The sequence below is a fragment of the Pedobacter psychrodurus genome, assembly GCF_004331735.1.
GTDB lineage: Bacteria > Bacteroidota > Bacteroidia > Sphingobacteriales > Sphingobacteriaceae > Pedobacter > Pedobacter psychrodurus.
Window position 1 is genome coordinate 345,697 of the sequence record NZ_SJSO01000005.1, and the last position, 16,074, is coordinate 361,770.

General features: G+C 39.1%; 8 protein-coding genes. 4 read left to right on the top strand and 4 right to left on the bottom strand.

Annotated elements, in window-relative coordinates; all coding sequences use genetic code 11:
• Window positions 1–235 precede the first annotated feature (235 nt).
• The 3 genes from EZ456_RS08330 (at window position 236) to EZ456_RS08340 (ending at window position 7,003) form a co-directional block, all read left to right on the top strand.
• Window positions 236–3,508, top strand: a complete 3,273-nt coding sequence (locus EZ456_RS08330) for a SusC/RagA family TonB-linked outer membrane protein (RefSeq protein ID WP_205945052.1) — start codon at window positions 236–238, stop codon at window positions 3,506–3,508.
• Window positions 3,509–3,617: 109 nt separating this feature from the next.
• Window positions 3,618–5,501, top strand: a complete 1,884-nt coding sequence (locus tag EZ456_RS08335) for a RagB/SusD family nutrient uptake outer membrane protein (RefSeq protein WP_225876496.1) — start codon at window positions 3,618–3,620, stop codon at window positions 5,499–5,501.
• A gap of 179 nt (window positions 5,502–5,680) precedes the next feature.
• The gene (locus EZ456_RS08340; RefSeq protein WP_205945053.1) at window positions 5,681–7,003 is read left to right on the top strand and encodes an MFS transporter; all 1,323 of its coding nucleotides are present in this window, start codon (window positions 5,681–5,683) and stop codon (window positions 7,001–7,003) included.
• A gap of 494 nt (window positions 7,004–7,497) precedes the next feature.
• Here the strand turns inward: EZ456_RS08340 and EZ456_RS08345 are convergent, their stop codons facing one another.
• The 3 genes from EZ456_RS08345 to EZ456_RS08355 all read right to left on the bottom strand — a co-directional run bounded on the left by EZ456_RS08345 (window position 7,498) and on the right by EZ456_RS08355 (window position 12,791).
• The gene (locus tag EZ456_RS08345; RefSeq protein ID WP_131529129.1) at window positions 7,498–7,713 is read right to left on the bottom strand and encodes a PLDc N-terminal domain-containing protein; all 216 of its coding nucleotides are present in this window, start codon (window positions 7,711–7,713) and stop codon (window positions 7,498–7,500) included.
• A gap of 18 nt (window positions 7,714–7,731) precedes the next feature.
• Entirely contained in the window at window positions 7,732–9,483 is a 1,752-nt protein-coding gene (locus EZ456_RS08350; protein ID WP_131529131.1) for an ABC transporter ATP-binding protein, read from the bottom strand.
• A 101-nt stretch (window positions 9,484–9,584) separates the two neighbouring features.
• A complete protein-coding gene (locus EZ456_RS08355) occupies window positions 9,585–12,791 on the bottom strand; it encodes a TonB-dependent receptor (RefSeq protein ID WP_225876497.1) in 3,207 nt (1,068 codons plus the stop codon).
• 338 nt (window positions 12,792–13,129) lie between these two features.
• Here EZ456_RS08355 and EZ456_RS08360 point away from each other — a divergent pair, with 338 nt between their 5' ends.
• On the top strand, window positions 13,130–14,572 hold the full coding sequence (locus EZ456_RS08360) for a hypothetical protein (RefSeq protein WP_131529135.1): 1,443 nt from the start codon (window positions 13,130–13,132) through the stop codon (window positions 14,570–14,572).
• 150 nt (window positions 14,573–14,722) lie between these two features.
• Here the strand turns inward: EZ456_RS08360 and EZ456_RS08365 are convergent, their stop codons facing one another.
• A complete protein-coding gene (locus EZ456_RS08365; RefSeq protein ID WP_131529138.1) occupies window positions 14,723–16,033 on the bottom strand; it encodes an amidohydrolase family protein in 1,311 nt (436 codons plus the stop codon).
• Window positions 16,034–16,074 lie beyond the last annotated feature (41 nt).

The following is a 16,074-nucleotide window of genomic DNA, read 5'->3' on the forward strand; positions in this document are numbered from 1 at the left end:
CACAGTGATTTTTATTCCTTAAATATGGTTTTAAGCATATTATGAGGGATTTCATATGGTTAATAATGATTTAATGATATAATCGGCAGGAACCTTAATTTTTTGATGTTAATGTCGTGTAAAAGATTATGTCGATAAGTCATATTTAAATGATTTTTTTAAAGACAGTTAATTATTACTTATGTGTACTGAATTATAATACAAATATTATCTAACCAAAATAAATTGAAAAACTATGAAAAAAAATCTATTGAGGACTTTTGCCAGAAGTAGCATGTTTCTTGTTTGCAGTGGTTGTCTCGTTTTTTCTCCACTTGCCAGCATGTCTGCCAAAGCATCATTGCACGAAAAAGAACCTTTTGATTTTTACAGACCTCCACTTCAGGATATCATTGTGAAAGGACAGGTTGCCGATGGTAATGGCCCCATCCCCGGTGTAAGTGTTAAGTTAAAGGGAGGGGCGGCAACTACAGTAACAGATGGTTCGGGTAAATTTAGCATCAAGGTGCCTGAGAATGCTACTTTAGTATTCACCTATATAGGCTATGTAGATCAAGAAATCCAGGTGAAGAACCAAACCAGTATTAATGTCCGTTTAGTAGAAAACAATCAAAACTTATCAGAAGTGGTGGTAGTAGGTTACGGAACGCAAAAGAAAGCTGTTGTATCTGGTGCAGTTGCTGCGGTTAAAGGGTCGGAGTTGGCCAAGTCTTCTTCTGTGAACTTAACCAATTCGTTAGCCGGACGTTTACCCGGTGTAACTGCATTGCAAGGAAGTGGCGAGCCTGGTTACGATGGTTCTACCATCCGGATCAGGGGTATAAATTCACTCGGAAATAACAATGCATTAATCGTAATCGATGGAATTCCTAATCGTGCTGGTGGAATTGAAAGGTTAAACCCTAACGATATCGAAAGCGTATCGGTTTTAAAAGATGCTTCTGCTGCCATTTACGGTTCGCAAGCGGCGAACGGGGTAATTTTAGTCACCACCAAATTAGGTAAATCAGGCAAACCACAGTTTTCATACGATTTTAGCTATGGTTTGCAGCAACCTACACGAATACCAAAAATGTCCAATTCAACTCAATATGCCGAGATCTTAAATGAACTGAATATTTTTGGCTCCGATCTTAATCCTAATGAGTGGTCGGCGGCGTGGAACAATTTTAAAACAACAGGTTCTTATCTATCCACTGGGGGTAAAACGATTAATGCAGCTTATAAACCAGACGAAATCCGAAAATTTGGCGATGGTTCTGATCCTTTAAGGTATCCTAATACCGATTGGTTTAAAACCGTTTTTCAAACTTGGTCGCCTCAGCAAAGACATAATGTACAGATCAATGGTGGAAGTGAAAATGTGAAATACCTGGTCTCTCTTGGCTACCTCGATCAAGATGCATACTATAAAAATTCTGCCACAGGTTATCAGCAGTACGACATGCGTTTAAACCTGGAAGCAAAAGTGAGTAAATACATTACAACAACACTAGGTGTAACGGCTAGAGAGGAAAATCGTAATTTCCCTACAGTTGGTGCAGGTGATATTTTTAGGTTTTTGATGAGAGGGCGGCCTAATGAAATAGCCATATGGCCTAATGGTTTGCCAGGTAGGGATATTGAATATGGTTATAATCCGGTAGTTTCTACTACAGATTTAACTGGATATAATAAAGATATTAGAGATTACTTTCAAACCACAGGTAAGGTTGAGATTAAAATCCCAGGGGTAGACGGATTAAAAGTAACCGGAACTGCAGCTATAGATAAATATTCTGGAAGACAGAAAAACTGGCAACTACCATGGACCCTTTATGATTGGGACAAGAAAACTTTTGAAGCGGACGGAGTAACCCCTGTACTTTCGGGTACTGTACGCTCTCAATACACCGACCCACGGCTTAGGGAAACAGCTGGCGGGCAATTGGCGGTAAATTTAACGGGTATGATCAATTATGATAAAAAGATTGGCGATCATACCATTGGTTTAATGGCCGGTGTAACCCGTGAAAAAATTACCAACGATGGCTTTACTGCGTTCAGGAGGTATTTCCTGTCGTCGGCAATTGAGCAATTACTGGCAGGTGATGAGAAGGAACAATCTTTAGGGAATAATCCTGGCGACCCGAACAATTTATTCAACCGTGCCCGATTAAGTTATTTCGGGCGTGCGGGCTATAATTATAAAGAAAAATACCTGGCCGAATTTCTTTGGCGGGTAGACGGTTCTTATATTTTTCCAACAGCCAGGCGTTTTGGTTTCTTCCCTGGCGTATCGGTAGGATGGCGCTTATCTGAAGAGCCCTTTTTTAAAGACAATGTTAGGTTCGTAGATAATCTAAAATTGAGGGCTTCTTGGGGACAAATGGGAGCTGAAGCCTACTTTGGAGATGCCTTGCAGGAGTACCAGTACCTCAGTTTGATGAACTTCGGCAGTTATGTTTTTAATGATTTAATTACCAAATCATTAACTGAAGGCAAGGTGCCTAATCTAGATTTCGGATGGGAAGTTGCTAACAATACCAATATTGGTTTAGATGCATCTTTTTTGAAAAATAAACTATCTCTTGAGTTCGATTATTTCTACAATAAACGTACAAATATCCTGATCAGCAGGGGCAGTTCTGTTCCAGAAAGTTCGGGGATTACTGACCGTTTACCGCCTGTTAACTTGGGTAAGGTAAATAACGAAGGTTTTGAATTTAAATTAAGTTATAACGACCACGTGGGTGATTGGAATTATGGAATAAGTGTGAACGGTGGTTATGCCAAAAACAAAATCATATTTTGGGATGAAACACCGGGTGCCCCAGAGTGGCAGCGTTCTACAGGTAGGGTGACTAGCTCGTGGTTGGTGTACGATTATGACGGTGTGTTTAAAAATCAGGCAGAGGTTAATGCCAATACGCTTAATTATAGCGCACTTACCGGTAACCTTCGTCCTGGCGACATGAAATTTAAAGATATTAATGGTGATGGTAAAATTAACGCGGATGACAAAATTCGTTTAGATAAAAACGGTACACCAACCTTTACCGGAGGGCTAAACTTGAATTTACAATATAAAGGATTCGACCTTTCTGTACTTATTCAGGGCGCCACAGGAGGGATGCAAATTGTTGGGATAACTGAATCTGGAGATATCGGCAATTTCTTGGAATGGTCTTACCAGAACCGTTGGAGTATTGACAATCCAAGTTCAGTAAATCCGCGCTTATCTAACAGAGGCGCTACCTATTATACCGATGGTAATAATGCATTAAATAATACCTATTGGTTGCGGAGCAATAATTACATCAGACTAAAAAATGTTGAATTGGGCTATACATTGCCAACTACATGGGTTGAAAAAATCGGATTAAACAGTGTAAGGGTGTATGCAAATGGGCTCAACCTGGCAACACTTGATAAAATCAAGATATGGGATCCTGAATCTACCAATACAAGTGGTCAATACTATCCTCAGGCAAGGGTAATTAATATGGGTATTAAAGCCGTTTTTTAATAATGTATAGCTGTTTATCAATTACAACGAAACCATCATAATTTTCGTAATATATAGTGAATATATAAATTATGGTAGCTTCATCGCAGTTGAAAATAAATTTAAAAGGATGAAAAATATGAAAGCAACAAACAAAAATATAAATCTGTATATATTGGTTTTTATAACTTTTCTTGCAGCCTCTTGTAAGAAAGATTTTATGGATGTAAATCCACCCGATAAAATATCTTCTGAGCTGGTTTGGAAAGATCCTGCACTTGCACAGGCCTTCGTAAACGATATCTACAATGGATTGGGGAATGGCGGTTTTTCTGAGCAAATGCTTGCTTCTGTTTCGGATGAAGCAATGTTTACACACCCTACAAGAGGAATCGATTTAATCAATAATGCAACCATTAACCCATCTACATTGGGTTGGGTGGATGATACCTGGGCCTATAAGCAGATGTATAATCGCATCAGGGCCTGCAATACCACTGTTGAAAGGATTGTTGGTGGCGATAATGCACTTTCTAGTCAGTCCTTAAAGGATCAATTACTAGGCGAAGCTTATTTTTTACGTGCTTATTTTTATCAGCAGCTGTTGCGTTATTATGGAGCTGTACCTATTATAACCAAAACATATGCTTTAACTGATGATTTTAAAATAAAACGCAACACTTACGAAGAGTGTGTAAATTTTATTATTAAAGACTGCGATGAAGCCAATAAGCTGTTAACAGGTAAAACACTCGATAAAGGCCGTACTACTGCACTTGCTGCTTTGGCTCTAAAATCTAGAGTGCTGATTTATGCAGCAAGTGATTTGCATGATCGGGCGAAGCTCAATGCGAAAATTACTGGAATAGCTGCTCAAAAATTAGATTTCCTGAGCTATGCGAGTGGAAACCAGGCCGACCGTTATAAGTTAGCCCAAACTGCGGCTAAAGCCGTTGTGGATTTGGGTACTGGTTATAAATTAAATCTTTCTGCTCCCGCTACGCTAGCAGATGGACAATTAAATTATAAGAGCATAGCAATGGGTGGAGCCAGTAAAGCGCCTGGTGTAGATGCTACTGCGGCTTCAGAATTAATTTTTGCCCGCTACTTTATCATCCAAAGCAATATCAAACATGCACAGCAAAATGGCCCGAACGGTTACCACAACTGGGCAGGCAATACGCCGATAGGTTTATTGGTCGATGATTACGAAATGATAAATGGGACAAAGTTTAGTTGGAATGATCCGCTACAGAAGGCAAACCCTTATATAAATAGAGACCCACGGTTTTACGCTACAGTTTTATACGATGGTGCTGGTTGGAAACCACGCGATAAAGCATCAGGTAATGTTGATCCTGCCAGTCAAATCCAAACTGGGGTATACGATTTAATGGATAACACTACAAGAATCGATTTCAAAGGTTTGGATACCAGAGCAAGTTCTATCGAAAACTGGAATGGCAGCTGGACAGGTTATTACTACCATAAATTTATTGATCCAGATCCAACTATTGTTGATGCCTCTATGTCGCAAAATGTGCCTTGGCCTTTCTTTAGATATACGGAAGCTGTATTCAATTACATTGAGGCAAGTATTGAGCTTGGCGAATTGAGTAATGCTACAAACTGGTTAAATAAAATCCGTTTTAGAGCAGGTATGCCCGCTGTTACAGCAACAGACCAGGCCGGACTTAGAGAGGTTTACCGCCATGAGCGCCGTATAGAAATGGCTTATGAGGAACAACGTTATCATGATACGCGCAGGTGGTTAATTGCTGGTGAAACACTGGGCAGAAAGGTTACCTACATTAAGGTTACCGGTAAATTTAAGCCAGGTAAAACCATGTCTGCTCCTTACCATTACGATCCTACCGTATACGATTATACCTATAGTCCGGTTGTAGAAAATGCACAGGAAAACAGAAGTTGGGACAATAAACTTTACTTCAGGCCATTTAGCCGCGATGAAGTAAACAAGAATAATTTGCTAGAGCAAAACCCAGGTTACTAAATTACGCATAATAGCCCGATGGATATGTACAATCATATTCATCGGGTTTTTTATGCAATAACATTTAGAATCTCTGAACTCATATTTTTACTTTTTAATAGAAAAACAAACAATCTTAAGCCTTTGTCCATTCCTCCATTTAATTTTCAAAGCTTAGTTTTGCATATAATTTTTTTTCTGTGGCAGATTCAGACCCCAATTCGGTTATTACAAAACCAGATCCTTACGCCGCATTGCGCTTTAGGGAGTTTCGCTCTTACCTAGGCATGCGTTTTTTCTTCACCTTTGCCTATCAAATGCAGGCAGTAGTGCTTGGGATTTATATTTATCATGTAACCAAGGATCCATTGGCTTTAGGATTTGTAGGCTTGTGCGAGGCTATTCCTGCAATAGGAATTGCATTGTACGGAGGTTATGTCGCAGATAAGAGCGAAAAAAGAGGCTTATTGCTCAAAATATTTGGAGGTGTATTTCTTTGTACCCTTATTATGCTGCTGGTAACATTGCCGCAGTTTAACTTTCGGCAGATCGATATCATTTTTACCCTGTTTAATTTTAAGGTTAACCTAATCGCCTTAATTATGTATGTACTCGTATTTGGAATGGGTATATCAAGAGGGTTTTTCGGACCAGCTACATTCTCTTTAATGGCTCAGATTTTGCCGAAAAACCTTTACCCAAATGCAAGTACCTGGAGCAGTTCGAGCTGGCAGATGGCTTCTATTTTAGGGCCGGCAATAGGAGGAATGACTTACGGTTTCTTCGGTATTACTATAACATATATCGTGATTATTTCTTTTGTATTTATAGCCCTCATTTGTATTTTCTTTTTAAAAGTTCACCCACCACAGTTTGTGCCCAAAGAAAATATTAAAGAAAGTTTGCTGAAAGGAATAAAATTTGTATTTAAAACCAAAATGATGGTTTGGGCAATGAGTCTAGATTTGTTCTCGGTGTTTTTTGGCGGCGCAGTAGCCATATTACCTGTGTTTGCCAATGATATATTAAAAGTTGGACCTGAGGGTTTAGGCTTTATGCGAGCAGCTGTTTCTGCAGGATCTGTTTTTACCATGCTTGCGATGACACGTTTTTCTCCGATGAACAAGCCTTGGCGAAATTTATTGATCGCCGTAACTGGTTTTGGCCTAAGCATCATCTGCTGGAGTTTATCTAAAAATTTCTACTTAACACTTTTCTTCCTCTTTTTGGAAGGCTCTTTTGATAGTGTAAGTGTAATTATCAGATCAACCATTATGCAATTGCTAACACCAGATGAAATGCGTGGACGTGTATCGGCTGTAAACAGTATGTTTATTGGATCGTCAAATGAAATTGGCGCTTTTGAATCGGGTCTTACCGCAAAGTTAATGCGTACCATCCCATCGGTAGTTTTTGGAGGAAGTATGACATTGGCCATTGCTGGCATTACCTGGTTTAAAACAAGATCTTTAACCAAGTTGAGTTTGCAGGATATTAATGAGCAGACTACTAAAGCGGCTTAGTTAATAAAAGAGTTGTCAACTTTAATAGCCAGTTTGTAAGAAAGTTGATAACTCTGAAATTCATATTTTATTACTGATAAACACGCTATTGCAAATAATTTGGGCATGCCCCAAGCTGCGCAAGGGTCGGGCTATTCGTTACAATCTTTTTTGAAGAAAAATCAAAAAAGGATTTCCACTGCTATCCCTCATGCTTAACTTTTATTGTGCCTTTGTTTCTTAGTGGTTAAAAACATTGGTTCGCGCATGTGATTTGACACCTAAACCCGATGGCACGGATGCCGATTACGCATCATTATTTTTATAAACAAGTATCGGCAGGAGGAACAGCGGGGCGGAACGAAACCGAAGAACTACTGGCACTGCTTTCCAAAAAAAATACATAAAACTAAAAGCATTTTAGTTTTAATGGGAAGAAAGAGAAATGGTTCGTGAGGACACGAACCATGGCGATGAAATAAAGTTAGGATGACGATATCCATTGAATTCAATCATCAAAACTTCTTATTCTTACCCCAGATTAGATAAATAATGGAACCTAAAAAAGGAGCAAGAAGGATAATGATAAACCAAAGTACTTTTACCGAGAAACCGATGCTGTTGTTTCTCGATATATGATACAATGCGGCTAATATTAAGGCTAGCCATAATACAGCTGCTATAATAATGATAATTGCGATCTGGTTGCTTTCTACTTGTGCTAGTAACATAATTAAAAATATTGTTCCTTAAGCTTCAACAACTCTTTCGCCAATTTGTTGGCGCCACATGGCTTGGTATAAGCCGTTTTGTGCAATTAATTCTTCATGTCTTCCTTCTTCAATGATGTTGCCTTTCTCCAGAACATAAATTTTATCAGCGTGTTTTATGGTCGATAAACGGTGTGCAATCAAAATGGTAATGTGATCGGTTAAATCTGAAACCGAACGGATGGTTTTGGTTATTTCTTCCTCTGTAATCGAATCTAGCGACGATGTCGCTTCATCAAAAACCAAAATATCTGGCTGACGGAGCAATGCTCTTGCAATTGATAATCGTTGTTTCTCGCCACCAGAAACCTTAACCCCACCTTCGCCAATTAACGAATCTAAGCCTTTATCGGCACGGGCCAAAAGCGTTTGACAGGCTGCCTGGTTTAAAACCTTATAACATTCTTCATCAGTTGCATTAGGGTTAACAAACAACAGGTTTTCTCTTATTGTACCCGAGAATAACTGTGTGTCTTGCGTTACGAAACCGATTTTCTCGCGTAAGGCATCAAGATCGATATCGTTACTTGGAATACCATTGTATAAAATCTCACCATCTTTTGCAGGATATAAACCCACCAATAGTTTCACCAGTGTGCTTTTTCCAGAACCCGAGGGACCAACAAAAGCAATGGTTTGCCCGTGATGGGTTTTAAACGAAATATTATCTAAAGCATTTCTATTGGCTGTTAGGTGTTTGAAACCCACATTGCTAAAGGTTAAATCCTTAATTTTTGCTATAGAAGTTGGATTCTCAGGTTTTTTGTCAATCGGTGTACTTAAAATCTTTTTAAAGTTACCTAACGAAACTTCTGCTTCACGCCAGGTTAAAATTACATTGCCAAGCTCTTGTAGTGGTCCGAAAAGGAAGAATGAGTAAAAAAGGAATGAGAAATACTGTCCGGCAGTAATTGAATTATCGAAAATAAGCAACAGTAAAACTAACACCATTGTGCTGCGCACCAGGTTTACTGTAGTGCCCTGAACGAAACTCATACTGCGCACATATTTCACTTTTTTAAGTTCTAAGCCCAGAATTTTGTAAGTGGTTTTGTTCAATCTTTCAATTTCCTGATCGGCCAGACCTAAACTCTTAACCAGTTCGATGTTTCTTAACGATTCGGTTGTAGAGCCAGCCAAAGCAGTAGTTTCGCCAACGATAGAGCGTTGGATGGTTTTGATTTTGCGACTTAAAAACCAGCTTACGAAACTGATGATCGGAATAGCCGAAAAATAAACTAAGGTAACTTTGTAGCTTACCGAAACCGAATACACGATAACGAAGATCATTCCGATTAAACTTACAAAAAGGATGCTGATAAAGGCGGTGATAAATTTCTCCGAATCTAAACGTACTTTTTGTAAAATACCCAGGGTTTCTCCGCTACGTTGATCTTCGAAAACCTGATAAGGCAATTTTAAAGAATGTTGTAAACCATCTGCATACATTTTTGCACCAACTTTTTGAACAATCACACTGGTGAAATAATCCTGAAAGTTTTTAGCGATACGCGAAACCATGGCTGCCCCAATAGCCAAGCCGATTAAACCCAGCGAACCCCAAAGGTATTGGGCATAGGTAAGCGTATCTTTTTTATTGATAAAGCGGTCTAAAATGCGACCGGTGATGTATGGATCTAAAAGTGAAAAACCAATATTTATACCTGCCAGCAAAAGCGCCAAAGCCACAATCCACTTGTGGTGTTTCAGGTAGTTAAGTAATAATCCCATTAAGTTTTGTTGTTTATTAATGCAAACATAAAAAAAGGGAACGGATTAAAATCCATTCCCCTTTTTTATGACTTTAAGCTAAGAAAATAGCTAAACCTTGTTTAAAATCCGTAACGTAAACCAATCTGTATCTGCCAAGGATTACCCGATGGCGTAACAATGCCGGCATTGTTTACATTGTAGTTGAACTTTTGATTTGTGGCATCGAAAGCTGGATTTTGTAAGGCATATAAGGCTTGCGAACCCAATGTCTCATTTACACCCCATGTTTTCTTAATCATATTGCCAACATTAAATGCATCAAGAGAAAGTTCAAATGCATGTATTTTGTTCAATCTTAATTTTTTGGTGATCCTCACATCAACAATACCATAAAAGCCATTAATACCGCCATTTCGTTGTGCAATCTGACCTGAATATTTGTTGATATAATCTTTCAAACTTTGACTGGCAAGTGGATTATCCAAAATAGCCTGTAAACCGTTGCGAACGTTTGTTGCAACACTCGGGTTGTTTCTGTCGAAAATGAAAGCCAGATCATTTGTACCAACAAAATCGCCATTGATATTTGCGCCCGATAATAAGCTGTAACGTGTACCACCTATACCTGAATAACGGATACCGATGTTAAAGCCGTAAAGGCTAGGGGATGTACCATAAAAAACAACCTTATTTCTAAACTGATTGTCAGAATAGGTCATATTGCTTAAGTTACGTGGATCGTCTTTAACTGGTAAAGATAAGGTAGAGGTATTGGCTACGTTTCCGTTAAAAGAGGTATTGTCTTTTGTATCGTTATAAGTATAACTCACCGTAATCTCGCCATCCTTAAAATACTGCCATGTTGCATCGGCTACTACGGCAAACTGGTTTACCTTACCGTTGCTATTCATTTCTAACACACGGCCTACTTTGTTGCTTATACGGCCCTGTTGCCAGTCTGCTGCACCATTAGATGCGGGAATACTTGCTGCAGGTACATAAACACCGCGGTTATCCTCGTTGGCTAATCTAAAATAAGGATTGGCAACCATATTCCTGTCAACATAAACATAGTTGTTTCTTCCCAAAGTTGCGAAACCAGCAATTCCAACACGTAATGTAGGCGTGAAAAAGTGGCTATACGATAAATTCGACTTGTATACTACAGGTACTTTTGCGTTTTCTGCATAGGTATTGATCGTAGCAATTTGATATTGGCTTAAAGTGGGTGTAGTAGACGGATCGTTTCTGTAGCTGGTTAAATAAGCAGATGGTACGCCTAAACGTGTATCAACTGTCCCAAAATGTTTACCATCAAAAGTTAAGTTATTAATGGTAACATAATTATTAATGTCTGATGCAAAGATACCAGCGCCAAAACGAATGAAATCTGTTCTTTGTTCATTAACATCCCAGGTAAATTGTACACGAGGCTGGATTACGAATGACTTTAATTTGTTATCGGTACGAACACCAACTTCATCCAACACCAATTGGTTCAAAGGAGAAGAAGGATAATGTGCGTAATCTAAACGGATGCCTGCGGTAAGGTCTAAACCTTGTGCTAGTCTAGTTTGCATCTGTGCATAAATACCTGCATTGATAATATTCGATTGAACACTTGGATCGGCCATTAGCGGCACCTCTCTGAAGTAGCGATAAGCTGTTCCGTTTTCGTAATTATCAAAGTTAGGTACTTTGGTAATAACTACCGGTGTTACACCAGGCGCACTGGTAATTACATCTTTTGTTCCGGCTTGAACGTGGAAACGGCCATTCACCTCACTACCATACAATGATTTGGCGTGTGTGTACATAAAATCGATCCCGAAAGTATATTTAATCTTGTCGGTATTATAATAAAGGTTATCTACAAACTGTAATACATTATTGGTAAAGCCTTCTTGTGCAAAGCGGTGACCACCCATTTCGATATTGGTTGCTCTATTTGTACCGTTTATTACCGAGGTTACACCCTCAACAATTACACGTGGGATATTCGATGCCGGTAACTGATCGCCAGGAGAACTTTTTTGGTAGGTATATAAATGTTGTACTTTTAACTCGTTTGTTAATTTTGAGCTTATTGAGGTACGTAAGGTAGCTAATAGACTGTTGTCGACATTTTTGTCGTTACCAGTCGATTCGTATAGGTTAATTGCAGTATTGTCTTCCAGTCCGAGTTTGTTACGGTCATTAGTATAATTATCCCTGATGGTTAATAGGTTTTTCTCATCAATCTGCCAGTCTAAACGTAGAAAGCCTGCATCCGAACCTCTTTTTTTAGGGAAAGAACCAAATTGCGGAGAGTTTGCCACGCCATATTTTGAGCGCGCCACACCTACAAAATAATCTAAAGTAGATTGGTTAATGTTGTAACGTAGTTCATCAGCCGAAGATTGAACATCAGCAATGAGTAACGGACGGGCATCTTTTTGATGATCCCATACTACAAAGAAGTGTAATTTGTCTTTAATAATTGGACCACCCAGCGAGAATCCATATTGATAAGTTGAAAAATCGATATCGCGTTTATTTCCTCTGATATCGTAACCGCTAGATAACCAGTCGGCACGACCATAACCAAAAGCACTACCGCTGAAGGTATTGGTTCCTTGTTTGGTTACTGCACTTACGGTACCTCCGCCACTGCGACCGTTGATCACATCGTACTGGTTCGTAACTACCTTAAACTCGCGTACCGCTTCGATCGAGATAGAATAGGGTGCACCACTGCGACTTGTAGTTGAGCCAGCTGAAGTAGGATTTTTGGCATTCATACCATCAATGGTGTAATTGGTTGATGAACCTAACTGACCAGATATATTTCCACCCCTGCTCAATGGAGATAAATCCATTAAGGTGGTAAAATTACGTCCGTTAACAGGGAGTTGAGTAATTGCCCTGGCCGAAATAGCTGTTGCAGCACCAATGTTTTCGATCTTGTTTTTTAAACCAGATGCTACTACCTGCACAGCTTCTAAATTTTGTGAAGCTTCCTGCATATTAATGGCAACTTTTATAGCATCGCCTTGGTTTAGCATATAGCCGGTTCTATTTTGCTCTCCATAGCCTACATAAACGGCTTTTACCGTGTAAGGGCCACCTAAAGGAAGCTCCTTAAAGGTATACTCACCCTGAGAATTTGTTGAAGTTTTGGTGGTAAAACCAGTAGAACTGTTTCTGATCTGCACCGAAACTCCAGGTATGGGTTTCTTTTGTTCATCCGTTATAATGCCGGAGATTGATGCCTGGGTTGTTTGTGCAAATGCCCGGTTCTGGACAAAGCATAACAACAGCAACACTGCAATAAGTAAATTTTTCATCATCATTTGTTTTTTTAGCGGTTATGAAGCTTGCGGAGCGTATTATCTTTTGCTGCTCAAGCATGTTTCATCATGATTAGTTTTCTGATTTTTTATGATGGCAAAGATGTTAATGTAGTGTTAAGTTGAATTAGATTTTATATTATGAAATGGTTTACAAATTTGGTCAATGTTAAGAAATAGCATCAGCGGTATTTGGATAGTTTGTCTGTGTGTTTTTCCAGATTTTATAGTTGTCTCTTGGTGTACTAAATTTGTGTATAAGTTTTACATTAAAGTAATTTTAATATTACGTATGCTTAATTTTAAATCTGTCTTTTTATGAAAAAAAATCAGATATGAAAAAAATTAGCACTCTATTAGTCCTATTGGTACTAATTGTCTCATCTTGTAAGAAAGAGCCGCAGATTTCAAAGGAAACAGAGCTGTTTTCGAGATCTAATTCCAAGTTAACCAGTTCACGTCCATTAAATCCCGGTGATCCAAATTTAGATGCAACCTGGGACTGGACCCAGCACAGTTGGACTGCTTATTTTAACAATGCCAATGGGTCTGTTGGTAGTGTTACTACTTTGAATCCTTTTATTGATGGCGCTCAAAAAGTTTATGGCAATGTTGATGTTTCAAAAGCAGATATGTATCCTGCCAATGGGTGGATGCTGGTATCGCGCGATTTTGGAACGCCAACAGAAGCCAATGCCTATCCGTTTTTATTACTTTATAATAAACATAGGGGCATTTTGAGGGTATGTGTATTGAGGACTTACGATGTTCAATCATCTTATCAACAAATCACACTTGGTTACGCTACAAATACAACGTATCCAAAATTCTTTTTATACAGTAGTACAAAGCCTCCTTATGCATGGACTGTTGAATATCCGGCTAATCCGGTTAACACTCAAAGCAGCGACTACAAGCAAACTGCAGTTACTTTTGCAGGAGTGCAACAATGGATGATTGCAGATTTTGATGTCAATGGATATAGTGCAACTTTTGATGAAAATACCTCATTCAATATTAGTGTTTCTGAAGTAACACAATCTGATGTTGTTTTAAATGGAAATATACAATTAGATGGTACTGCTCAACCACAAGCAGCTGGTAGCCCTAGCGCATTAGGTATAATTAAAAATGCAGAAAGCTTTTATGCTAAAACTGCAGAAGGTGTTGCAAAGGTTTTAAAAATACCTGAGACAGATGCTGCTGGTAGGATTGCAGGTGGTGGCACGCTATTTTTAAAGAGTATATTGGGATTAATAACAGGTTTTTCGGGAGGGGAATCGGCAGTGCCCTATAATATTAAACTGAAAGGAACAATCAACCAAACCGGATCGATTAAGTTAACATCGCCAAAAACATCTTTTAGTGTGTATTTAAAACCATTAACAGGTAGTGTAGCCTACCGTGCTGTACAAAATATTCCTTGGGGAGTTTTTTATCTGGAAACTTCAAATGCGGTTGTTGAGGATGTTACTCATTACACTTGGGTAACGGATGAATATGGTTATCCAGGAGAGGTTTATGATGGCTTTAGTAGGTCAGTAAAATTCAATCCAAATTTCTTTGCTAATTCGCTAGTGATTAACCCGGCGATTGCTAATGATGTAGCAAGTGTAGAAGCATGGGGTGCCAATACAGGGGTTGACTTTGTTCCAGTATCGGTATTTGACCAAACTGAAAGGTGGATATGGGCTGCTAAAAATGAATATCCATTACAACTTGGAGTAAAAATTACATTTAATAATGGAAATATTGTTTATAAGCTTTTTTCATTTTAATTCTGACAACGTTAGTTATAAAATGGATTCACCTCTTATTTTATAATTCTCCAGTTACCCTAAACAAACGGCCAATAAATTAATATTGGCCGTTTTTATGATTTAGAATTTTAACAGTTAACCGCTTTAACAATTAACCAGTTAACCTTTTTATTTCTTCTCAGCAGTATATTTATCACTGAACTTTTTATCCAACTGTTTGTGTAAATTATCCAGGTTAATGTCTCTCCCCTGAATAAAAGCCTGCTCCACTTTGTTGGTGCGCATATCCAAAGCATCACCAGCTGAAATAAAGAAAGTAGCATCTTTACCAGTCTCGATACTGCCGGTAGTTTTATCAACGCCCATAGCTTTAGCCGCATTTAAGGTAATGGTTGATAATGCTTTCTCTTTATCTAAACCCCAGGCGGTAACGGTGCCTGCCATAAAAGGCAGGTTGCGCTGTTGCCAGTAACCATCAATGCTCAATACCACATTTAAACCAGCGTTGGCCAATATTGCGGCATTTTTGTAAGGCATATTTACATCATCATCATTGTTGTTCGGTAAAGCATGTGGCTGTTTCACCACCAAGGTAATATTGTTTTCTTTTAAGAAATCGATAATCAGATAGGCCTCATCTGCTCCAGTAATTACCGGAGTGATGCCAAATTTCTTAGCGAAATTAACTGCTGCAACAATATCCTTCTGACTTTCGGCTGCGATGAACAACTTTTCGTTACCAGCGAATACTTTTTTCATCGCTTCGAAACGGGTATTAATTACTTCTGGTTTGCCCATTTCTGAATAAGCTTTGGCCTCGGCAAAGAAAGAGGTTAGCTGTGCAATGGCCGCCTGTGTTCTTTCGGCTAAGCTTTCCGGCGATTGCTGTGGGCGACCAAAACCACCGAAGCCACCCCTGAAACGTGGTGTAACCGGCCAGGTCATGTGCATGGCATCGTCGGTTTTAAGGGCTGCATCTTCCCAATTCCAGGCGTCAAGCTGAACAACGGATGAACTGCCAGAAACCGTACCACCTTGCGGCGTAGGCTGCGCCATTAATACTCCATTACTGCGTAATGTTGCCGGAACTTTCGAATCGGTATTGTAAGCCACGATTGAACGGATGTGTGAATTAAAATCACCGATTTCCTGAAAATCTAAAGTGGCTTTAACCGCTTCAATTTCTGTTAAACCTAAATTGGTTGTTGCGGCAATAAAGCCCGGGTAAATGTGTTTACCTGTAGCTACAATGCGCATTACATCATCTTGTGGTACCTGCCCGTTGGTGGTAACCGAAATAATTTTTCCATTGCCAAAAAGGATAGTGCCATTTTCGATCACGGTACCATTACCAACATGTACAGTTGCGCCTGTAATGGCGATGGTTTTGCTTTGCTTTTTAGCTGGCGAAATGTTTGCCTGCGCAAAACACATCAGGCTTGTTGCCGATAAAGCCAGACTGAATAAATATGTTTTCATAGCGTTTTTATTTTTTTTCAAATGCATTCAAGCTATCGTGA